We start from the raw sequence: 22,864 nt of genomic DNA on the forward strand, positions 1-22,864 counted from the left end.
TAAGGCCTGCGGATACTTTAAAATCCTGGCCCATAACATTATCAATCATGCTAATGGTCAATAAAAAGGCTAAAAGTGAGGACAAGAATATTCTCATTGCTTATATTCCGCCTAGTTACTAAGGATGCCTTTCTTTCTCGATGTACGTCTCGTCAATATAATTGATCAATTTATCCTGAGCTTCTAAACATTCTAAAAGATATTGTAGACCAAACTTGGTAGATATATCAGGTGGTTCAATTCGAGAAGCTATGATATGAGTTAGGTAACCCATAGCTTCAGATTCTCTTTCATATCCAGCCTTTTCCAATTCGATAGCAACACGATGCATCATATTCTTAATATCTCCGTATCGAAATTTTTTACCTTCCATGATAAATATATTATGCTTGTAGAATTGACTGATTAATATCAAACTTCTCTTGAAGAAGCGAAAACGCTTTTAAAGTCTCATTAATATCTTCTTCTGAATGAAGGGCTGTGGCAATAAGTCGTAGTATCATTGTTCCTTTGGGAACGACAGGGTAGACAACAACACTACAGAAAATGCCGTGTTTGTACCGAAGTTCCTTAAAAAACGAAATTGCAATTTCCTCTCTACACTCTATGTAGATTGGAGTTATTGGACTACAAGTATTACCAATGTCGTAGCCTATATCACGTAATCCCTTCTGTAAGCGTTGTGTGTTTTTCCAAAGCTTCTTTCTTCTCTCGTTCCCCTCCTCTTTCAGTAATTTAAGTTTAAACAGTACGCTGGCTACATCGATTATAGGCAAGGTTCGGCCAAAAGTTTGACTTCTTAAGTTGTATTTAAAATATTCGATGAACTCATGATTCGCAGCTACGAATCCACCAATAATAGCAAGGCTTTTTGCAAAGGTGCTTATGTAAATATCTACACCTGGCATTAGTTCTCCAACCGACCCGCATTCGCCAAATGTCTGGAATCCGTGAGCATCGTCAACTAGTAAAGTAAATTCATACTCCTCCTTTAGCTTCAGGATTTCATCCACTGGAGCGACATCACCCCGCATGGAGAATACGCCATCCACTAAAACAAGCACTTCAGAAGCATGCTCTTTAGCATTTGCCAGATGCTTGCGTAAATGCTCTATATCATTATGTCTAAACGAATGTTTGGCTCCCTGATGCAGCCGAACGCCATCGAGTAATGATGCATGTACAAATTGATCGTAGATGATCGTATCATGCCTATCAACCAAGCTATCAACTATCGACATTATGCCTTGATAACCAAAGTTTAGTAGCAGCACCTCTTTACTTAACAATTTACTGATCTCATGCTCTAATTCTTCGTGGTAATCTGAGTTTCCTGTCAGTAACCGTGAACCAGCAGGATAACCAGCACCATATTTTTTAACGATTTCCGTTTCCGCCTGAATAACCCTCTCATCTGACTGCAAACCTAAATAATCGTTGAAACTCCAAACGATCACTTCCCGGCCTTTAAAACTCATCCGGCTCTTAAGCGGCCCGGTAAGTTTGGGATAGATATACTCGCCATCATACTGTGAATAAGCACCAATTGCATTATTCTTCACTCGCAACTTTTCTAACAGGCTCATATTAAGTTGGATAGTATTAGTAACATGACTGCAACCACCTGCATTACTTTTGGCGGCTTAGATACTGTCGTTTTAAATCGTCAGCACTCAGATAAGCGTTTTTTAGATAGGAGACGTAAAGCACGTACAGGTAAATTACAGTAGGCGCAACAACTATCAATACAAATGACAGCTGACCGTATATATTGTAGTTCCTTGATAACCAAACACTTGCTACATAATGTAGGCTATGAGTTACAACATAAGCCGCTAGCCAGAATGTTAAGAAGAAAGAAGAAGTAAATACTAAATTAAAAATCTTAGGTGCCGTGCCGAAGGGTGTAGAGCGGATAGCTAAGTAAAATATATAAACTATTAATACTACGTCTGTTAATAGAAGAGTTGTAAAGGCTAAGAGGTCTAGCCCTATTATATTGTTGATCAGCCACTTAAGATAGTGTGTCATACTATAAGCGGTTATATAAGACTTATCATTTAACGATGAGAAATTAAAAAAGTTGGTTTTGTTAATTGAATAATTCCTTCTTATATCTACCAAATGACTGCTTTCTTAGAATACTACAACTCGTGAAACATTTCATAATTAAAAATACAGTTGCGGACCTCTCCCCTTCTTTAGTAAACGCGCGCTTCTCATTTGTTTCATCGCTAGTCAGTCTTAGGTGTTTTCTTAAGGGCAATTCGTGGCGCTATTGGGTTGGTTAGGCCTAACTGTGCTTCACGTGCCTCGGTCGAGTCTTTGAAACCTTGATACAGCTGGGACCGCTCTCCCCTCCCCCATTCCTGGCTAGCTAAGAAATCGTCCCGTTTGTAATAAGCGCGCTGACCACTTTCCAATATGAATAGTATAAGGTAGCTTATTTAAACAAGTCCAGGCTATTCGTGTCAGGCCGCAGACGGGCATAGATCGTGTGTTTACCTACTTCCGACTGAATGGAAAAATTAGCCAGATACCCCTCTACTTCCCGGTTTTGGTAGGGATGCTCCCGAAGAATCTCCACCGGGTCGACAAAGAGGATGTTATAGCGGTTTTGGGTAATGTTGCCCAGCCGATCTCGCTGGGTATTGAGCAGATGCTCCTGGGCGTTAGCATAATCGCCCGAGGCAAGCCGATATTTATAGTTCACCGTGACGTACATATGCTGGCGGGCGTAGTTGGACAAGGCCATTTCGTAGCGCTCTGGCATGGCCAACACCTCTTGCCACTGTTGAATTTGCTGTTCATAGAGTCCAATCGTTCGTTTTGCCTCCGTTTGCTTAGGGGCTGATAACCCCGCCTGCTTTTGGGCCAGTGCTTGGCTTTTTACGACCAAGTCATTGATGTAAGTCTGGATTTGGGCTATCTTTTCGGCCAGCGGCAAGTCCTTGTCTTTTAAAAGCCAATAGCGGTGTTTGCGGTAAAAGGTAAGACGCACGGCCGGTTGGTCTAAATTCACTAGCTTAATGGTGCGGCAGTCAAAATGGTGCAGGGGCTCAAATAGGGCCTGGTGTACAGCATCCACAAAGTAGATCGTGCCAGTGGCTGCCCAGTCGCCTTCAATATCCCAAGCGTCTCTGTCGGGTCGTAGTTTGGGCACCTCTTCCATAGCCTGAGTTAACTCAGCCAGCAGTCGAGCGTAGGTTTGGGGCTCGTAGCGTTTGCGCTTGGCGTGGGAAGCATACTCGTCGGGTTGATTCATGTCGTAAACTAGAAGGTTTATAGCAAATATATTTCCTTTAAAGGGAAACTTACATATTTCCTTAGCGCTTTTTTCACTTTGCTTTTTCAAGTTTGAGTTATACCTGACAGTGTGGATAAGTCAGTTACTTTAGATGCCTTGTTTCAAATTCAACTTGTTTCTATTTGCTTTGACTTGATCGCGCGCGAGACTTGTATGCAAATTATTAGTACTTGTATAATATTAATTATCAAATGCTTATAAGATTAATTTAAGAGTTATAGGCAACTGATATACTTCTCAGGCAACCAAAATACTGAATTATAAGCAACTATAATACTGACAACAGGCAACTATTACACTGAATACAGACAACCAATATACCGCTTAGGCAACTAGAATACTGAATTAAAGGCAACCAGTATACCGCTTAGGCAACCAGTATACTGCTACAAAATTTTCAAATTGTGGATAACATAAACAGAGTTTATATATGATTTGGACGATCTAATTGAGGTATTTTATTCCACTTAGTTCAAGTATAAATGTAGACGAGCAGAAAAGAACTGATATATATGGCCATATTGCTTTGTAATACTCCTCTACAAAATGATAAAGGCAACTAGAATACCGCTCATATGGCAATCAACGGCAACTAATATACCGCTAAAAATTTGCTATTGGCAACCAGAATACCGAATATCTTAACGGTATAAAACTTAAAAATAAAAGCAACACAGGCCTGATTTACAGCATACTATTGGCAACTTTGTCATTTATTTGGTTGCCAATAGTAAATGGTTTAATTTTAAGCTAGAAGCTAGAACCTTGACACTATGAAACGGGAAATGTCTACATCAACTAAACCTGGGGCTCAGATTAAGCTGTTTGAGATTGAATCCACACACTTTCTTAAACTTGCTTCAGTGGTTCAGGAGCCACTTGATTTGTTGTTAGCTAAAAACAAGCACAAGCTGTCGGTTATTGATCGCCGGGTTTACTGGTATATCCTGGCAAAAATGGGTGAGCTGCAAACTGCCAATCGAGATGAACCCTTACCTATCCCAGCCGAGAATCTTGTTTTCTCAATTCCTGTCCGAGATCTTTATTTGACTAAGCCAGAATCAGTCTCAGTTGATGAAGACTCAGCCGTCAAGCGCAAATCGAAGCAAAGAGGAATATTAACCAATAAATTAACCTACTCTAACTTTGAAGCTATTGCTCAGCAGTTAATTGAAAAGTCGATAATAACCGTTGATCACATGGATATTGTTGACCCTACCAAACGTAAAGTTGGTGCACTAGCCATCTTTCCCCGGGTATTTTATGAGAATGGACGTTTAGAAGTTCATGTTGATCGACTCATCGTTCCTGCAATGTGTACCCTTGGTAAAGGTTATACTAAGTTTAAACGCGAATCTGCTATGTCGCTTGGTCGCGATTATTCACAGATTTTATACGTACGGCTCTGTCGTTTCTTAGATCTTCACCAGTGGCGGATTAGAGTCAATGATCTCAAAGAGATATTGGAAGCAACCAGCTATGAACGGTACTCAAATTTTAAACAGAAAGTACTGGCACCCTGTATTGACGAAATTAATCAACGAACGGATATATACGTTGAATGCAAGGAAGTGCGAGTGGGCCGAGCGGTTGACACATTGCATTTTTCAATCTGTCTGAAGCAAGACAAAGTCAATCAACACCATCAAAAACAGCTTCGTCAGGAGATTGATGCCGATTTACGGGAAAGTATACTTACGCTAGATCTGCCGCTACGCCAAGCAAATGTACAGGCCATTCTCGCCAAACGGTACACTTTCTCTTCAGGGCAGCAAAAGGCCATTCTGAGTGAAGAAACAAAGCTTGATAAGTTTATCGAGTTAGACTACAAAATCGTAAATGGTCTACTGAAAATAAAGACGACCCCTACCCGCTATATTGCCTCCATTCTCTTTCCAAACAAAACAGGAGATCCTGCACTCAAATTAAATTTCTAAAAAGAAGATTGGCTAGGTGTTGCAACTACGGGTCGCATTGCAGAATCGTACACAAATCCTCACCTGGCTACTATTTTGCAAGGATAGAGGATTTACAGACCGTCAGAGACTTTTCAGTCAAACGGTCGGTTGATTGAAACAGAACAGGCAGGCTTGATCTGCCATTCTGTTTGCCTTAAAGAACGCTTCACAATGCCGTTAGCGTAATCAAATTTCATACTTACCCCTTAGTTAACGGGTTTTATGAAATTTGGTAGTGCTATTAGGGGTTCTTCTTCCAACGGGGCAATTCTACACGTTAGTGAACTAATGCATTAGTTGAGTCCTGTTTATCAGTTACTTATAAATAGACTATCAAGAAGGAAATCCTTTTTGATAGTCTAAATTACCCCTTCAGATTGAACGTTTTTGTGACTGCTTTTTGGACACCCTTTTTGATAACAAACTGATTGTCAACGATTGGCTCTTTATTAACTATAAAACACGTTGCTTAGCGTGTAAATCTGCCCCGTTGGAAGAAGAAGGCCTATTATCAGCCTATAAGGAATTATGTACGATTCTGCAAACGTACCCAACTACCAATCGGAGCCAAAGGAGTGTATTTAACTTTCATAAGGCCGCAGCCGACCGTAAACCACTTCAGTTGGATTTTCTAAGCGCTCAACTACTGATTATCCGCTAAGCTAGCCTAGATTAGTGGATCGACTTTCTTTTTATTCGAGTCAAAAAACGTTATCTAATGTGGTTGAGTAAGATGTGACGTTTTGAACCTTAAGACAATTTCTGGTAACACAAACCCTTGGATGACCACGTGTCGAACGCTTGGGGCAGTCTGTGTCGCATTTTTCAGCATAACTAACCATAGTATCTTTAAGATGAGCTTATAGGGTAGTTATTTTTAACCTCACATACAGCGTATCAGTAACTATTTTATTAGTAATCTCTTTACTAGCAGAATTAATTATTATCTATATAAATCATTTATTATCAATATTCTAGCTTTATTTTTTAATACTAATCTTAGTACTTTTTATAACCTATTTTTCCATATAGAATCTAATACTGTTATTTATGTTAAATTTGACGCGTATATTAATACTAAAATCTATATCGAAAATGGTCTTTACTATAGGAGGTATTAAAGGAGGTTCTGGTAAAAGTACGTTGGCAACAAACCTGACGGTCTGGCTTTCCAAAAAAGGATTTGATGTGCTACTAGTCGATGCTGACGAGCAGGAAACGGCCACAAAGTTCACCAAGTGGCGTGAACATCACACACAAGGCAATAGTGGCTATACGGCCGCGATTCTGACCGGTGATGCCGTTCGACAACAGGTTACCAAGTTTAAGTCCAAATACGATCACGTTATCATCGATACTGGAGGCCGGGACACGACAAGCCAACGGGCAGCTTTGTTTGTGTCCGACGTATACCTGGTTCCATTCAACCCACGCTCGTTCGACTTGTGGACGGTCGCCGATGTAGAAAATTTGGTAAAGGAAGTACGAGCTATTAAGCCTGACGAGCTTCACGCATTTTCGATCTTAAACAGGGCAGACCCGAAAGGGTCGGATAACAAAGATTCGGCGGAGCTGCTAAGTGATAGTCATGAACTTGAATTTATCAACACGACTATTGGCAGCCGAAAAAGTTTTGCCAACACGGCATCGAGTGGGCTAGGAGTAATTGAAGGAAGCCCGGTCGATGAGAAAGCCGTAGGCGAGATTAACCTGTTATTCAAGACAATAATGGATAAAATCAACATTAAAATTAGTACTGATTTTAATGTTGAAAAAAGTACGAAATAAACTACTAAATCTATTACAATATGGCTATTTCAAGACTGCCGGACGATCCGCCAAAGATCGCTAGATCAAAGAAGGTTGTACCTGAAAAGAAGATTCAAGAATTTATTAACAAAGGCGGCAAGCCAACAGAGGAAAGGGGTGGAGAGAAGGTTTCTCAATCCGAGGGTATGAAAGGCCTAAAACTGAATCTTATGGATCAAGAAATCAATGCCATTAAAGTGTTAAGGGATAAACGGCCCGCACGACGAGGTCGTAAAATTACTATCTCTTTGCATGACTGGGTGATTGAAGCGGTCCGGGAAAAGATTCAGCGCGAACAGAAAAAGCATGGGTTAACGCTAATTTAGCTATTGAATTTAGTATCAATTTAACTATCAAAATTAGCGTTAATTTTAGCACTAAATTATATATTTATTACGTTGGTTATCAGATATATACTTTTCAATTACTTTTAATAATTCCTTTAAATAACAAGCAAGTAACGTCACTCATCTTTTCTATAACTAAATAGGGTAGGTATACATAACGCCCGGTCAATATTGACCCGGGCGTTTTTAGTTTTCGCTTACCTGCTTCAGATGAACTAACGGTAATTAGTAGAAAGTATGCCCTACCGATGTTGGTAGGGTATCGACTGGTGAAGAAGATTGTTGTCTACTACCCGTAAGTAGCCAACAAATGCCACTCATCATCAGGGCAACGCTTAAGCTGGTCCATTCCGGCTCCGAATGGGGTTTGGTGGCGACCCGGGGGACATGTAACACAAGTACCCATCCGAAAAACATCAGCCCTAACAATCCGGCTGACAGGGAGATCTGCCGATTTAGTGTGAAACTTAAGGCGGATGCCCCAAACGCTACGCCGACAAAATAGGCCCAGAATAAGGTGGCAGGAATCCAGGCTGGGATCAGCGTTGCAATGTAATCAGCATACTGACCATGAAGAATGGCAAACATGAGTAGAGCGGCCGCCAGCAGGTAGCGCCCGTACGTTTGCCAGGGCAGGCGATAGGTATTTGCCGTTGGCAACCGGCAACCGGCTACATAAAACATTCCTCCGCTAAACGCCAGTAATTCGCCCAACACGGTCCAGGCATTTCCGTTAAACGGATCGCGTACCAAAGGCGGTACATGGAGTACCAGGGCAAGACCCCCAAAGAGTATCCCCAGGCCGCAGGCTATTGGAGCCGCTTTCCAGTTAAAACCGATGCCCAGTCCGGCCAGTAGCAGGCTGCTACCCATCAGCAGGACTAGCCAGTCCCGCTGGGGAGCCTGGGTAGGAATCGGCAGCAACGCCACGGGGAAATTACCTCCGATGAGGTGGATCAATCCCAGAAGTACCAGGGCTAGGGCCAGTAAGATCCGGCCGATTGGAAATAGGGCTTTCAGCATCGATTGGTTGGGTTTAGTCGGGTTGGGAAATACCTTGAATAAGGGTGGTGATTCAAATAAGCCGTTTGAGGGTAAAGCGATAGGGGATAAGCTGACCTTGTCGACGGACTATGACGGATATGGGGCGGCCCGCTCCGCTCTGAAGTAGCTCGTTGATCGCCCCTAAGCTTAACTGGCTGGCAGGGATGTTATTGATTACCTGTAGCTCATCGCCTACCTGTAACTTAGCCTGTTCGGCAGGCGAGTCGGCCACTAGGTATCCAATAACGTACCGGCCAGGCCGGCTGCTGTCGGCCCGAAATTCAATTCCGCTCATATCATGTTCGAAGGGAACCCGCATCAGGTATCTCACCGGTTTAAGCACCATGTAGCCTTCCGAATAATGAAACGTTACCCGGAAGCGACGAAGGAGCTCACAGCCGATATTGCCCTGCCGGGAAGGCATATGGGCTAGTTTACGCCGAAATTCTGTACTGTCGGGATAGCAAACCAGCACATTGCGTAAACTGAACCGACCGAACTGGACGGCGGGGAGCCGTCCGAGCTGTCCATGCATCAGACCACTCAGCCCGCGTCCCAGCGGAACCGGAATGATTGGGTTGGGTATTGGCAGGGAGGAGCCGGCAAACCGGTCCAGCAAGAGCGCCTGACCGGCCCCCGTATCCAGCACCAGCCGAAGGGGGAGCGTGTCGCCAGCTACCGAAATCGACAGTGCATTGGTATAGGCTTTTCGATCCTGAATCGCAATCGGATATCGTTCGCCTTTACGGGGTCGGTAGTGGTAGTGTTCGGGCAGCATGAGCGTCATCAGCTGTTGTTGGAAGTCAAGGGTGACTACCAGATTGGCAAACAGCTCATAGCCAATAATACCGTGAATGGGCATACCCGCATATTCGGATAAATGCAGAACGTCGTCGTGCAGAACAACCAATGGATGATGGTCTACCCGAAGCGCTCCGAGCTGAAGGGTGTTTCCAGTAACGATTGAGGCCAGTTGGGTATCTCCTTGCCCCACGCCGGTCAACTGAATGGTTCGGCTCAGTTGATCGGTTGTCCGGGGAACAACTGTCGCATCGGTGATGATTGTATAGCTGACGCCCGTATCGACCATAAAATTGACGGTGGTTCGACTATTCAGACGGACGGGTACAATGATTAAATTGGCCCGAAACACAAACGGGATCTGTACTTTTGTGCGGTGATGGGTAAAGTAAAATCCGTACCGGTCATCCTGCCCAGGGCTCGTGGTGACATAAGTCCAAACGCCCAACAGCATCGTCAAGTAGCAGGCATTCATACGTAACAAGATGTTAAGTGACGATAAGCCAAGCCGACTACCCAGTAGAACTGACCAGCCGGCTTGTTTCAGATAGGTTGGTGCTGGTAAAGATGAACGAGTTGATCGGATGGCCCAACACCCGTTCGTCACACAGCCTGGATTTACTGACAGACCGTGTTCGTTTCGGTACGATTACCGTTTGTCGCAGCTGACCGTATTTCTGTCGTTGGCCAATGGCGGTTTGTCGCTTCCGGGGAATCGGTACGCCATTTTTGGCGGCAACGAAGCGGTTAATCCCTTATTTTTATCGACCTGAACGACTGCTTGTATGCGACCGCTTAGCTCTACTCTCTACCGGGAAGTACAAATCCATTGTCTGGCCTGGATAGGGTATATTCTGTTTCAGGTGCTGGCGCTGGATAAGTTTGAGCATCGGTATGTAGCCAATCTGCTGTCGGCACTCGCTCAACTGCCCGCTCAACTGCTCTTTACCTATACTACCCTGTACTGGCTTATCCCGATTTATCTGTTAACCGGACGCTATAAGCGGTTTAGTCTGCTCACCCTTACGGCGTTGGTTATCGGAGGCATTCTGTACTGGGAGGGGTCTTATTACCTGTACCTGGTTCCGTTTGAACCCCAACGAGCGGCCCAGGAATCGCCCTGGGATTGGGGGTGGTTCCTCTTGTGCGCTTTTTATCTATTATCGACCTGTAGTATTCTGATTGGGTTCCAGATGATTCGGTACGGGTTTGGTCAGCAGCAACTCAATCAGCAGCTCATTATCGCCAATCAGCGTATTGAATTAAAATCGCTGAAAGATCAGATTAATCCGCACTTTCTCTTCAATACGCTCAACAATTTGTACGGCCTGACGCGACAGGACCCCGAAAAGGCTGGCGAGGTGGTTTTGCGGCTTTCGCGACTGATGCAGTATATGTTGTATGAGAGCAACATGGCGCTGGTTCCCCTACGGAACGAAATCGATTACTTGGAGAATTACCTGGCGCTGGAACGGATTCGCTATGGCGACCGGCTACAGCTTTCCTGGCAGGTCAGTGGCGATACCGATCAGCCCTATATTGCCCCCTTACTGCTGCTACCCTTTGTGGAAAACGCCTTCAAACATGGCATCAGCCGCCAGCTGGACCAGGCCTGGCTTCAGCTCCAACTGAATGTTAAGCCGGATGAACTCGTGTTTAAAGTGGAAAATAGTAAACCAGAATTAGCTGCTGATGAATCCGCTACGGGTATAGGCTTACCCAATATCGCGAAGCGTTTACAACTGATTTATCCCGGTCGTCATCAGCTTCGGCACCGAAGTGGGGTGGGCACGTATTTGGTAACGCTCAAACTGGATCTGGTTCGTAGTGATTTTAGCCCTGTACATACCCATGAAAATCAAGTGCCTGCTGGTCGATGATGAACCCATTGCGCTGAATGTACTGTCGGCCTACATTCAGCAGGTGGATAGCCTGGAACTGATGGGCCAATGTCGTTCGGGAGTGGAAGCGTTTACGCTGCTCCAGCATAAACCCGTGGATTTGCTCTTTCTGGACATCCAGATGCCACAACTGTCCGGGCTGGCTTTACTGCGCTCGCTGACCAACCCGCCCAAAACTATCATTACGTCGGCTTACCGGGAATTTGCTCTGGAAGGCTATGAACTCGATGTGCTGGATTACCTGATTAAACCCATTGCGTTTGATCGGTTCATGAAAGCAGTGGGGAAGGCCTTTGCCCATAAGCACACCGCCTTGCCTTCCCTCCCGGTAGGGGCAGATGAACCATTTCTGTTTGTGAAAGAAGATCGTCAATTAATCCGGCTTGTTCTGAGTGATATCTGTTGGCTGGAGAGTAAGCGGGATTATGTAAAAATCATGACTACCGGTCGGGAGGTGATCACCCGTCAGACGCTGGGGTATTATGATGAGTTACTCCCTACGGACCAATTCCTGCGGATTCACCGCTCCTTTATGGTAGCGAAGGCGAAGATCGATTCCCTGACAGAAACGCAACTTAGGGTTTCGGGCCATTCGCTACCTATTGGCCGGAACTATAAATCGGCCGTGTGGGAGCAGCTACAAATCCGGAATCTGATTCGGTCAACTGGTCAGGGATCATAACCCTTTTGACTAGCATATGCCCTGCTGTGTTCGTAGTTAAAAAGCCGTTTATTCGTGGATTGGCTAAAGAATACTTAATGGCAGGTATCGATTACCAGATCAACCCGCCGATTCTTTTGGCGACCAACTGGATCGTCGGAACCGTCAGGCTTTTTGTTGGCGGCAACAGGGCGTGTTTCTCCGTACCCTTTAATGGCACTGCCTGGTGGTAAGCTCTGATGGGTAGCTAACCAGTCAGATACAGCTTGGGCGCGTTTACGACTTAATGCCATATTATAATCAGACGAGCCAATGGCGTCCGTGTGCCCTTCAATCAGCAAGACATGTTTACCTTCCCTGGCAAGAAGGGGTATCAGTGCTTGTAGCGTTTCTTCGGCCTGTGAGCTTAACGTAGCCTGATCGAAATCAAATAAGGCGTCGGCAACCAGGGATAGTCGATGCAAGCATGTTTTATCGTCAACTCGGATCGCCTGGATGCCCCGAGGTACCTGAATCTCGCCTGGTTTTTGCCAATTTCCTTTGGGTTGTTGAATTTCACCCGGCTTCTGCCAGTTACCTTTAGGCTGTTGAATTTCACCCGGCTTTTTGATAGATGCCTGCGCATTGACGATTACAGCATTGAGCCAGCCAAGGCAACACCAAACGAGCAATAGTCGCCCAGTTGTTCTGAGAATACAGATACGTGACGATAATTTCATGGTCTTATCCAATCGATAGGTGGTATAGACTGGCGGATCGGTATTTGTTTGCAAAACTCAAAGAAGACCAGAGTTTTGCAAACTCATTTCGTAAACGGTAATTAGTAACGAATTTGATCCTATTTCGATACGTGAAGAAACCAGTGTGTGCAACTTAAAGAAACAGAACATTCTCTCGAAGATAAATTATGACTTGTCCTGAAAAAAGTTGACCACAAATTGGTTAACTTATGGATCAACTCAATCTATCACCGGTGCAACAGCATGAACTCACCATGCGCCAAATGGTGCAACAGATTCACCTGGGCAAGCTCAACATGGACCAAGCCGCTGTCCAGTTCAATGTCAACCGCAAGACAGTGCGGCATTGGGTTGACAAGGTAGAGAAAGAGGCTCAAACACAACAGGAAATAGTCCCTGAAGTACATAGTCTACCTCCCACTCGAAAGAAAACGGCCGCTCGTCGTTCCCCACCACAGGGTGAGGATCAACAGGAATTGCGCGCCAAAGTTTATGCCCTCCAACAAGAATTGGAAGTGGCTAAATTCAAAGCCTTGTATTATTCCACCTTGGTTAAAGTTGCCGAGCAGGAGTTAGGCGTTGATATCGAAAAAAAGTCCGTTACCAAGCCATCCGATTCATGCTCATGAATTATCCTAATCTGCATATTCGGCAGTTAGAAGGCTGGCTTGGGTTTTCACGACAAGCTTATTACCAATATTGGCAGCGGCAAGCTGGCCAGCTTGATAGCGAATCCGTCGTAATTGAGATGGTCAAAAAGCTTCGGAAGGATCATCCAAAAATGGGTGGGCGAAAGTTATATGATCTACTCAAAGAGGAGCTAGCTAAAAAAGGCATCAAGATGGGGCGAGATGTACTTTTTGAGTTGCTAGCCGCTAACGGTCTGTTGATTAGAAAACGGAGACGGCGAGTAGCTACCACTTTCTCTGGGCATCGGTTCCGAAAATATCCCAACTTGATCAAGGAATTGGTTGTAGAAAAACCCAGCCAATTGTGGGTATCGGATATAACGTACTGGTTCACCAACTACAAGTGTCTGTATATTTCTCTGGTGACCGATGCCTATTCCAAACGGATCATGGGTTACGAGGTAGCCGAGAGTTTACATGCAGTGCATTCTAAAGCGGCTTTACAAATGGCCTTGGAGCATATAAACCCCCAGATTGGCAAGACCTTAATTCATCATTCCGACCGAGGCCTTCAGTATTGCTGTGCCGACTATATTGACTTATTAGACTCGTTTGATGTCCAGATTAGTATGACTGAGACTAGTGATCCACTGGAGAATGCTATCGCTGAACGGGTCAATGGAATCATCAAGAACGAGTATTTAGCGCATCAATCAGTTTACTCCTTGGCCCAAGCCCGAGTGGTTCTTGAGCAAGCCGTCTTTTTGTATAACTATAAACGGCCTCACTTAAGCTGTGACATGTTGGTCCCTGAGCAAGCCCACCAACAGGAGGGAAAACTGAAGCGGAGATGGAAGAACTACTATACAAAGCGAGTAATCGAAAGCTTTGCGGTCAATGAAAAACCGGACTAACTTAGCCTGGTCAATATAAAAGGGAATAAATAACAAAACGGTCAACGCTTTTCAGGACGGGTCATTATGTCTTGTCTTAATGGAATCGGACGTTTTTCTGAACGGTGGCCGGTATGACCCGTCCTGGAAAGTGTTGACCGTTTGTCTGATCCTGAAAATAAACGGTCCGCCGTGGCGGTTGTCAGTTTTTGAGTCGAAAAATATTGGTTAATCTTAATCCTGATATAGCGTTGTCAAAGTAGATAATCCGGATGAATTTACCCAAATTGGCCTTGGTCCCGGACAACCTTGGACCGTTTATATACCTTCGGCTTCCAATGCTTTTTCAGCGGGTGCTCGCTCTGATGAGCCATTACTGGAGTCAGGTATCCACAGCCGCTACGGCGGACCGTTCATATGGGGACGGAGATGGTTGTAATTATAGATACTTTTTTCAACCGCCTTCTCAGCCTCCTCGAAAGTAACGAACACTCGGTTCAGCCGGAAATCCATCTTTAATATGCCATTCACCCGTTCAGCGATGGCCGGTCCGCCCTTTAGGTTTGTGAGCTGGTAATATTCCGAGATTTGGTCTTTTGCCAGTAGTCAACCAGAGAGGGCTACCCTACCGGTCCGCCGAGGAAGAAGACCTATGCGCCGATTCAGGCCCCTCTCTGTTTTTCCCCACTCTGGCTCGGATAGAAAATCGGGTTCGCGGCCCACAAAAGGGTTTGAGTAAAAGCGAGGAGTTGACTATACCTTCAAAACTAAACAGCAACATGGACTTTTGCTACTTCGTGGGCATTGACATTTCTAAAGACACCTTGGATTGGGCTGTCTATACCCAACAGCAGGGTATCCTCCTGAGTATCCAGACCGACAATACCCTTAAAGGCATCAAATCGGCACTGGCCCAGTTGAAAGTCCTACCGGAATGGAATCCCGCTCAGGCGGTATTCTGTCAAGAACACACCGGTATTTACAATGCCCACATATTGGAGGTTTTGCACGAGTTGAAGCTGGCAATCTGGCTAGAATCGTCTTTACAGATTAAACAGGCTGGGGGCATGCAACGAGGCAAAACCGATAAGGTTGATGCCCAACGGATCGCCCAATATGCCTACCGCTTTCGCGACCAAATACGTCTCTGGGAACCACCACGCGAGGTCATTCAGAAACTAGCCTTTCTGAGCGCCACCCGCCAACGGCTTAATCAAGCTTTTAATTTATTGGCCGTTCCCGTGGCTGAGCAGGAGACATTCATCAGCAAGTCGCTCCAAAAAAACCTCAAAGGCAATGTCAAAAAATCACTCATTGCCCTCAAAGAAGAACAAAAAGCCGTTGAGTTAGCCATCCGAGAACTCATCGAAGCCGACGCTCGGCTAAAAGAATTGTTCGACTTGATGGTCTCCGTACCAGGCATCGGGCCTGTGATCGCGACCGAACTGCTTGTGGCTACTAACGAAATGCAGACCATCAAGGACCCTAAAAAGTTGGCTTGTCATGCTGGGGTAGCTCCCTTTGAGTACCGTTCAGGAACGAGTGTACGAGGCAAGACCAAAGTGAGTCACCAAGCGCGAAAACGGCTGAAAGCATTAATCCACATGGGTACCATGTCGGCCATTCAAGTGAAGGGCGACCTTCAGGATTACTACCAGCGCAAATTAGGCGAGGGAAAACCCACAATGCTGGTTTTGAACGCCGTCCGCAACAAGCTCATCCACCGCGTCTGCGCCGTTGTTCGACGGGGCCAAAAATATGACAAAAATTATGCGCCAGCCCTTGCTTAATCCATAGAAATCGGTGCGGTTTTCATAAGGGTCGCCTTGCTGCGTCATACTAATCAAAATGTTTGCCCCTTTTAACTTACGAACATAGTCAAAACTACAGTATTGGCTGCCTCGATCGGACGGGGCCGCCCGCGCGGTGATGGATCAGTTCTTCTTCCCTTTCCAAATGGGTTGATAGAGCCATATCTAGGGCCTTTAGACTGCCCTCCGCCGTCAAGAATGGATGAAGACAATAACCTACAATCAGCTTTGAATAAGCGTCCGTTATTAACGATAGGTAACCAAAGCCCAACCCGATATACAAGTACGTGATATCACTAACCGCACCGGCGGCCCGGCCAAACCTGTCTGGGAGCTGTTATTGTCCTGTCAATAAGTAAGTTAGGGTATCGTTGTAAACGGTGATTAGAATCAGTTGTCTGGGGAGCCTGTCGACCCTGACGGATAACCATAGCATGATTTTACAAGATTTTATGCAACTTGTCACGTCCTAATCGCTTCGGCGCTCCGATTGATGCCACTTTTGGCTAAGGGTTCTGCCAGCAGAAGATGTAATTTCCGGGTTCCTAAGCCCGGTACATCTCGTCTGAGCGCTGTCACCAAGTCCAGTACTAACATCGCATGGCTCACTGATCGTTGGGAGCGTTGTTTTCTGGCATGAAAAGCTTGTCGGCTCACACCAAACAGTCGGCAAAGGCTTCCGACCGCATCGGCGGACCGACTCACCTTTGCTATCTCGTTCTCACGAAGGTTTAAGACCGTTTGGTTCGGACCGCCGATGCGGCCAGACTTTTTTCTGATCGGCACATTTAGTTCTTTTTCAGCGGTCTCAAACATCGTGTTAAGAGCCAGGATCAACAGATTGGCCTGCTGCAGAGTCTGTTCCAGCTCCTCGTTGCGCTGTTTGAGAGCTGCCATGTCGCGTTTTTGTGCTTTCTTCATGGCGGGTAAAGTTAACAGGCCCGTCTTCATCTTCTGACGATAGAGTTGTACCCAACTACGAATCGTATAGCCACTGTGAATGCCTAAATCTTCCATCACCTGGCTAACTTCTTCACCGCCAAAGAGGATGCGAAACACGGCAGTCTCCCGGAGTTGTTCGCTGTACTGAAAGCGACTCAGCAGGTCGCGAATGTGGTCTTCCATAGTTGTCAATTTTTGGTGAAAATTGACAACCTATATCAGGACAAGACATAATTTAACGTTTTTAATAACTGTTAACTCTAATTCGTAGCATTCGTTGGGGGCCATTCTGAAAGCCATTACGTTAGTCGGAATCAAGTACATACTAAAAGTAGGCACTAAAAGACGGTTTTTATTTTTTTACTGGAACAATTAGGAACGGGTAGCTAAACGAACCGATAGTTGTTTCTGGGAAACTATCTTCACCAATTCCGCCCCGAGCTAATATCTGAGAACCACCAAATACCTTTTCCAGCACATGCGTTATGCCCCGTGACCGCAAATCACCACCTTGTTCCCGCATTTTAATAACATTACGCAGATCAAATTTTTCGAGAGAAGCAAACAGTTTAAAGGTTTCGCTTCCGTAAGGTGGAGAAATTTTCACCCGGAGCGGAATGATCAGACTTTTCCCTGGCTCCATCCGGTAGTCCTCCGCTTTGTCGGGCGATTTGGGACGGGGAAACATAACAGACACAATACCGTCGGGCTGGATGTCTATAATGGAAAAATAAACAGGTAGAGCTCCTGCATTAATAACACGTACCGAAACCCAGCCTGGTGGTAAGGCAAGAAGGCCATTCTGGAGAAACGGCTCCCGGCTGGCAGTGTCATGGGCATTCTGACTCTGGCTCGTGTTGGGGAGTAATTCCAACCGAAGATCGATGCCGGGATAGGAGGGGTTAAAATTTTGCAGGAATTTTGCCTGTACATAATCTTGTATCCGGTTGCTAATTTCCTTTGAATCTGTTGGCTTATTCAACCAGATTGAATTGCCAAAAACTGCCCCATCAGATGTAAGCCTAACTACAACCCTAGTCATTCCTGCTGAATCACGCTGGCAGATTATTAGATCAGGCGTCTTCTGGTCAAATTTTACCAACGCTAATTTCTTTAATGTGTCCTGCACTTGTTGGCGTAAGGATGGTTTTTGCAAACTGTCGAGGCTAACCCGAACGCTGAGGTCGCCAAACGCCCGTTCCTGAATAAATACCCAGTATTCACTATCGAGGCCCTTGGCTAGGGGTTTCGCCAGGTTAATTGTGCTGGAAAACAATGTGCTGGCCGTTACGGTCCCGGAAACGGCCTTTGTTGCAGTAGCTGGGCTGGTGGTTCCTGCCGGACAAATACTGACGATTGTTCCGGGATAAATCATTTCTAATTGGCCAGCTGGAATCGTCAGTTGTCGTCGAGTTTCAGTTAGCTCACTAATGGAATAATAAGGCAATTGTGCTACTACCTGACCTCCAAATAACTGCCGGTCTGCCATACCGTCAATTTCCGGGTGTTGGCTCTTGCCCATTCGCTGTAGCTCCGTTACAATCCGGTTGAATAATAATCGATAGGTTTCGCCCGAACGTAGATTGACCATTGATCGCGAAAACGCGTAGGAAAGTGATCCGGCAGGCAAGTTTGACGGAGTTGTGCATTCCTGGTTCGCTTCATCGGCTCTGGATGCCGATATCACAACATAAGGAGCCATTCCGGTCTGACTAGCTGTTAAGGAGACTGTTTCGGCTAAAAATGGACGTGATCTTTTTGAGGTCCGTTTTGCTGTTCGTTTTTGGTAACCTGCCAGATGCATGGGTTTATCGGTGCCTCGGACCAGTGAAGTACCTAGGTTCCCTCTGGTTATTGTACCCGAATGACAGGCATCTGCAATTAGTAAAACATCGCCATCGGCACCCAGTTGCGTGCGAAGTCGGTTGATGCATATACCCAACTCATCATCGCGCAGGTGCTGACTACCGGTATAGTTTTTAAAGCTACCGGAAGCTTCGACTGGTGCCCCATAGCACACAATGGCTTCGTCATAGGAATCCAGTTCGTCATTATTGTCATCATCGATCTGCTGGCCGTGACTCGAAAAATGGATAACAACAATGTCGCCTTTTTTACAGCGCGAAATCAATGTATCCAGAGCTGCCCTGATCCCACTTTTCGTGGCTTTTGCATCGCGCAGGACCATGATATCGGTAAAGTTCTGCTTGCGTAGAGCCTCCCGTATAAGCGGCACATCGTTGGCCGAGCTAATATCTGACCATTCGGTTGCACCCCGATTTTTGTTTGTTCCATTGGGGTAATCTCCAATTGCAACAATGAGCGCACGTTTAGTTTGGGCACAAACAGGGCCAATTATTAGCAACAAGGCCGCAAAAACGCCCCCAACGAATGAACGAATGCACTGACGGAGAGTAGACATAAAGCAACTAGGACTAAGGTTGAATGAGTATCTGGTTGGTTATTCCAGAAGAGGGGTAAAATGTAACAAGGTGGGGGATAAAAATTAGCTGAAATTCACACCTTTACTTCTTATCGGGGCAATATGTACGAATCAAGCTCATAAATCCTGGGTCCTGTTTGATTGGGGCAAAATCGGGATTGGTTAAAATCAAGCTAGCATCTGTACTGAAACCTTGTTTATAGGCTTTCTCTAATTGAGGAAGCGCTTCTTTTAGATTACCCTGCCGGGCAAACCAGCGAGCATAGAAATAAGGAGCTTCCCAAGAAGTAGGTGAAGTTATTTTTTCAAGCCGTTTCCCAATTTGCCAAGCTTCAGGATAACGTCCTTGTCTGATAAGGGAAACGGCTAACATTTGCGTACCCGGCACATTGGTCGAATCTAAGCGCAATATTGTTTTTGCTTCAGCTTCTCCGGCTAGTACATCACCGGACTTGACTAAAGCAACTGCTAGCTCCGTATGATAATTAACATTATTTGGTTTTAACTGAACCGCTTCCCGAAAAGGAGAGATAGCTTTTGCGGGTTGCCCCAAATTGATATAAGCTAACCCAATCTGGAGTTGATACTTGTCGTTATCAGCCCCTTGGGGCTGAGTGGCTATTGCTTTGGTATAACAATAAATCATTTGTTGATACTGTTTGCGATCAATAGAAATGTGGCCCATAATAGCATAGGCCACTGCTAAGCGATCATTTACTTTCTGGCTTCGTTGTGTAACTATTGGATAAGCGACTGTATCAATAGCCAATACACGCTTACACATCTCAAAAGACAAATCATTCTGACTAAGCTTGTTGTAGTATAACCAAGCCGCTTCAATAGGATATGTAGCATTGGTACTATCCACATTAGCAGCTTGACAGTAGGCATCAGCAGCTAGTTGATAGTGTTCGGCAAGCTTATGGACCTTTCCCATAAAATCCAATGCTTGAACATTCTTAGGATTCAATCGAATGGTCTCCGTAAATGCGGCAACAGCCTCAGGATATTTATTTTGTCTAGCCAAAATTCCCCCTTTTAAAAACCACTGAGTGTCATCCTTGGGGGTAAGTTTCTGAACTCGTTGACAAAGCGTCAGGACTTCATCATCATGTTGCCCATCCATCGCCAATGTAAAAGCAAGCTGAAGCAGACTTTCCGTTTGATCGGGCATTAGGGTAACAGCCCGGCGATAGGCGCGTTCAGCAGATGCATAGTTTCTAAGGGAAAAGTAGAATTTTCCCATTACAACGGACTCTTCGGCGTTATCAGCACTGAGTGAGTCAACTATTTCAAAGCAACTCTTGGCTTTTAAGGTGTCATTCAGAGCTAAATAAACTTGGCCCAACAAAAAGTGAGTAGTGGAAACTGATGGCGTACTAGAGACAGCCTGTTTAGCAAAGAGCAGAGCGGAAGAGTAATTTTTATTTTTGAATTCAATTTCGAAACGAGTTATTAATCCCATAATATTTTTGGGATTTAAGCGTAAACTTTCCTCCGAATGTTTGATAGCCCCTTGCCAGTCAGTAGGCTGTTTAGTCTTACCATAACGTTTTAGATAAGCTCTAGCCAATGTAGCATGAGAAATTCCATCTGATGAGTTGAGTCGAAAATAATGCTCCAAAGCGGCAATACACTCATCCCATTTTTCCTGCAAGGAGAAGGATAAGCCAATTTCTGCCAATGCAAATGCATAAGTTGAGTCCATTTTGAACAGTTCGCGACCCATACTGATTGCTTTGTCATATTGCCCAACATTTCGGTATAGATTAATCTTGTCTATTAGTAGTGAGGATTTTTTGTCAGGCTTGCCTTTATACTGCCTTTCATAACCTTCGATCGCTTTTTGTCGATGAAATTCTACCAGTTTTTCATTTTTAGTGGTATGATAAAATCTAGCTAATCCAGTATGCATAAATGGACTGGAAGGATCAAGTTTTAGGCCTAGTTCATAATACTCTTTTGCCTTTTGAGGACGATCTCTTGTGAAATATTGTTCGCCGATGTAGATCAGTACAGCTACACTATTCGGCACTAATTTTCGGCATTTTTCCATGTATACCATTGATGAATCAAGCTCCATCAATTGAAAACTGGCCGAACTCATTTCCCAATAGGTGTAGGGCATGTTCGGTTCTAATCTGGCCGATTCTCGAAAGCGGGTCATGGCCATTAGGCTCAGGCTGTCGTTCAATTCAATCCGATCTCGTTTCGTGGTTAGCAGTCGTTTTCCTTCCAGGAATAGTCGCCGGGCGGTAAGGTTCTGTATTAAGTTGTGCCCCTTACCCAGCAATAAAATGGATGTGTCCATCTCAGCAATGGCGGAGTCGAGTTGCGCGATTGGCATGGAGGGTTCATTTTCCTTAATTTCCTGGAGCAGTGGCCGTAACAACCCTTCAGTACGGACTTGCAGAGCAGCTACCAGATTCCGCTTCATTAAGCCCAGTAGTTTTGCATTGTTGCGAGCGGGAATTTGTCGTAGATAATCCAATGCTGATTGTCCAGCGGGATACAGCAGTTTTCGGGATTCGAGAGCTTGTTCGAAAAGTTTAAATATGCGCCGAGTTGTTGAATCCTGCCCCCGGAGCAGATCATCTTCAAAGCCTTTGGTTTGGGTAGCTGTCAGCAGGGAGTAATCGCGGGTTTTACGTTGCTGGTACCTTCGAAGCGAATCCGCATTGACTGTTCCGATGGGCATGTCGCCCTCGCCACCCAGCAGTTCCGGGTGCTGGATATGCGGTTTGGCCGTTTTGGGGACCGTTGTTTTCAGGTAGACTTCCAGTTCCGACTTGGTGACCACATGATCCTTGTCGCTGTCGGCCATGCCCATCAACCCATCGACCAGACAGTACGAAAACAACCCTCGACCATTACCAAATTCAACCCCTTCAATCGCTAATTCGCCCGGTTCGCAGGATAGAATCTTGACCTGTCCAGTCCATTCTTTGCCTAATCCCAGCATCGTTCGGCTCTGTCCTATCTGGCCTCCCATCAACGCAAATGCACCCGACCGGCAGGCATCGGCCACAAACACGACCTCGGCCCCGGCCTGCGTGAGTGAGTCGAGCCAGCGTTTCATATCCCGTAGGTAACACTTGTCGAAAGTCGCATTGTAATCCTGGCGTGAGGCTCCGTAGAGCATCAGCATGGCGTTTTCTGTACTGTCATTCTTGGTTTCGATGTCGCCATGACCAGCAAAGTAAACATAGACTCGATCGCCGGGAGTTATCTTTTTTTTGACTGTTGTCAGCGCGTCGGTCAGATTGATGAGTGTAGCCTGTTTGTTGATAAGCGTCTCGATCTGAGACTTCGGTACGCCCCCAGCACGAACGAGATAGTCTGCAAAAACGAGTGCATCCCGATCGGCAAACCGAAGCGCAGGGAGGAACTGGTAGGCCGAAATCCCCACCACGACACCATAGGCCGTACCCTTCCCCGAAGCCGTTGAAGCAGCTTCGGCCTTGCCTCCCCGTCCATCGACAGGTAGTTGGGCAAAAGCAGTGGTTGTAAAGAGTGCAACAAGGAAGGTTTGTATGAGTAGATAGAAGCGAGTCAGCATAGCACAGAATGCAGGTTTT

19 protein-coding genes are annotated in these 22,864 nt (G+C 45.5%); 9 read left to right on the top strand and 10 right to left on the bottom strand.

The window, feature by feature from the left end; genetic code table 11:
* Window positions 1–118: 118 nt before the first annotated feature.
* The 3 genes from ACYVFD_RS28680 to ACYVFD_RS28690 all read right to left on the bottom strand — a co-directional run bounded on the left by ACYVFD_RS28680 (window position 119) and on the right by ACYVFD_RS28690 (window position 3,265).
* The gene (locus ACYVFD_RS28680) at window positions 119–373 is read right to left on the bottom strand and encodes a hypothetical protein (protein ID WP_461093960.1); all 255 of its coding nucleotides are present in this window, start codon (window positions 371–373) and stop codon (window positions 119–121) included.
* 10 nt (window positions 374–383) lie between these two features.
* On the bottom strand, window positions 384–1,586 hold the full coding sequence (locus tag ACYVFD_RS28685) for an aminotransferase class I/II-fold pyridoxal phosphate-dependent enzyme (RefSeq protein ID WP_461093961.1): 1,203 nt from the start codon (window positions 1,584–1,586) through the stop codon (window positions 384–386).
* 857 nt (window positions 1,587–2,443) lie between these two features.
* On the bottom strand, window positions 2,444–3,265 hold the full coding sequence (locus tag ACYVFD_RS28690) for a hypothetical protein (protein ID WP_461093962.1): 822 nt from the start codon (window positions 3,263–3,265) through the stop codon (window positions 2,444–2,446).
* An 815-nt stretch (window positions 3,266–4,080) separates the two neighbouring features.
* Here ACYVFD_RS28690 and ACYVFD_RS28695 point away from each other — a divergent pair.
* The 3 genes from ACYVFD_RS28695 (at window position 4,081) to ACYVFD_RS28705 (ending at window position 7,400) form a co-directional block, all read left to right on the top strand.
* Complete coding sequence (locus tag ACYVFD_RS28695) at window positions 4,081–5,244, top strand: RepB family plasmid replication initiator protein (RefSeq protein ID WP_461093963.1); 1,164 nt, start codon at window positions 4,081–4,083, stop codon at window positions 5,242–5,244.
* Window positions 5,245–6,360: 1,116 nt separating this feature from the next.
* Complete coding sequence (locus tag ACYVFD_RS28700) at window positions 6,361–7,053, top strand: AAA family ATPase (protein ID WP_338877435.1); 693 nt, start codon at window positions 6,361–6,363, stop codon at window positions 7,051–7,053.
* A gap of 20 nt (window positions 7,054–7,073) precedes the next feature.
* Window positions 7,074–7,400, top strand: coding sequence for a hypothetical protein (locus ACYVFD_RS28705; RefSeq protein ID WP_338877436.1), 327 nt, complete (start codon window positions 7,074–7,076; stop codon window positions 7,398–7,400).
* 246 nt (window positions 7,401–7,646) lie between these two features.
* On the opposite strand, the gene ACYVFD_RS28710 is transcribed toward ACYVFD_RS28705, so the two are convergent.
* Complete coding sequence (locus tag ACYVFD_RS28710) at window positions 7,647–8,444, bottom strand: hypothetical protein (RefSeq protein ID WP_461093964.1); 798 nt, start codon at window positions 8,442–8,444, stop codon at window positions 7,647–7,649.
* A 52-nt stretch (window positions 8,445–8,496) separates the two neighbouring features.
* Window positions 8,497–9,741 (bottom strand): pepsin/retropepsin-like aspartic protease family protein, encoded by a 1,245-nt coding sequence (locus ACYVFD_RS28715; RefSeq protein ID WP_461093965.1) that lies wholly within the window; start codon window positions 9,739–9,741, stop codon window positions 8,497–8,499.
* Window positions 9,742–10,051: 310 nt separating this feature from the next.
* On the opposite strand from ACYVFD_RS28715, the gene ACYVFD_RS28720 reads away from it, so the two are divergent.
* Both ACYVFD_RS28720 and ACYVFD_RS28725 read left to right on the top strand, forming a co-directional pair.
* Complete coding sequence (locus tag ACYVFD_RS28720; RefSeq protein ID WP_338877439.1) at window positions 10,052–11,146, top strand: sensor histidine kinase; 1,095 nt, start codon at window positions 10,052–10,054, stop codon at window positions 11,144–11,146.
* On the top strand, window positions 11,118–11,849 hold the full coding sequence (locus tag ACYVFD_RS28725; RefSeq protein WP_461093966.1) for a LytR/AlgR family response regulator transcription factor: 732 nt from the start codon (window positions 11,118–11,120) through the stop codon (window positions 11,847–11,849). Before ACYVFD_RS28720 ends, ACYVFD_RS28725 begins: the two co-directional genes overlap by 29 nt.
* Before the next feature lie 74 nt (window positions 11,850–11,923).
* On the opposite strand, the gene ACYVFD_RS28730 is transcribed toward ACYVFD_RS28725, so the two are convergent.
* A complete protein-coding gene (locus ACYVFD_RS28730) occupies window positions 11,924–12,547 on the bottom strand; it encodes an OmpA family protein (protein WP_338877441.1) in 624 nt (207 codons plus the stop codon).
* 230 nt (window positions 12,548–12,777) lie between these two features.
* Here ACYVFD_RS28730 and ACYVFD_RS28735 point away from each other — a divergent pair, with 230 nt between their 5' ends.
* The 3 genes from ACYVFD_RS28735 to ACYVFD_RS28745 all read left to right on the top strand — a co-directional run bounded on the left by ACYVFD_RS28735 (window position 12,778) and on the right by ACYVFD_RS28745 (window position 14,322).
* Window positions 12,778–13,197 carry a hypothetical protein gene (locus ACYVFD_RS28735; RefSeq protein ID WP_461093967.1) on the top strand — a complete coding sequence of 140 codons (420 nt, stop codon included), beginning with the start codon at window positions 12,778–12,780 and terminating at the stop codon, window positions 13,195–13,197.
* Entirely contained in the window at window positions 13,194–14,111 is a 918-nt protein-coding gene (locus ACYVFD_RS28740; RefSeq protein WP_461093968.1) for an IS3 family transposase, read from the top strand. Before ACYVFD_RS28735 ends, ACYVFD_RS28740 begins: the two co-directional genes overlap by 4 nt.
* 79 nt (window positions 14,112–14,190) lie before the next feature.
* Window positions 14,191–14,322: a hypothetical protein gene (locus ACYVFD_RS28745; RefSeq protein ID WP_461093969.1), complete on the top strand. Its 132-nt coding sequence runs from the start codon at window positions 14,191–14,193 to the stop codon at window positions 14,320–14,322.
* A gap of 167 nt (window positions 14,323–14,489) precedes the next feature.
* Here ACYVFD_RS28745 and ACYVFD_RS28750 read toward each other — a convergent pair whose 3' ends face one another.
* Complete coding sequence (locus ACYVFD_RS28750; RefSeq protein ID WP_461094110.1) at window positions 14,490–14,693, bottom strand: integrase core domain-containing protein; 204 nt, start codon at window positions 14,691–14,693, stop codon at window positions 14,490–14,492.
* 176 nt (window positions 14,694–14,869) lie between these two features.
* On the opposite strand from ACYVFD_RS28750, the gene ACYVFD_RS28755 reads away from it, so the two are divergent.
* Window positions 14,870–15,880, top strand: coding sequence for an IS110 family RNA-guided transposase (locus ACYVFD_RS28755; RefSeq protein ID WP_461093970.1), 1,011 nt, complete (start codon window positions 14,870–14,872; stop codon window positions 15,878–15,880).
* A gap of 483 nt (window positions 15,881–16,363) precedes the next feature.
* Here the strand turns inward: ACYVFD_RS28755 and ACYVFD_RS28760 are convergent, their stop codons facing one another.
* The 3 genes from ACYVFD_RS28760 to ACYVFD_RS28770 all read right to left on the bottom strand — a co-directional run bounded on the left by ACYVFD_RS28760 (window position 16,364) and on the right by ACYVFD_RS28770 (window position 22,845).
* Complete coding sequence (locus tag ACYVFD_RS28760) at window positions 16,364–17,026, bottom strand: transposase (protein WP_461094111.1); 663 nt, start codon at window positions 17,024–17,026, stop codon at window positions 16,364–16,366.
* 169 nt (window positions 17,027–17,195) lie between these two features.
* On the bottom strand, window positions 17,196–19,265 hold the full coding sequence (locus tag ACYVFD_RS28765) for a caspase family protein (protein ID WP_461093971.1): 2,070 nt from the start codon (window positions 19,263–19,265) through the stop codon (window positions 17,196–17,198).
* 103 nt (window positions 19,266–19,368) lie between these two features.
* Entirely contained in the window at window positions 19,369–22,845 is a 3,477-nt protein-coding gene (locus ACYVFD_RS28770) for a tetratricopeptide repeat protein (RefSeq protein WP_461093972.1), read from the bottom strand.
* Window positions 22,846–22,864 lie beyond the last annotated feature (19 nt).

The organism is Spirosoma gilvum (genome assembly GCF_054776815.1).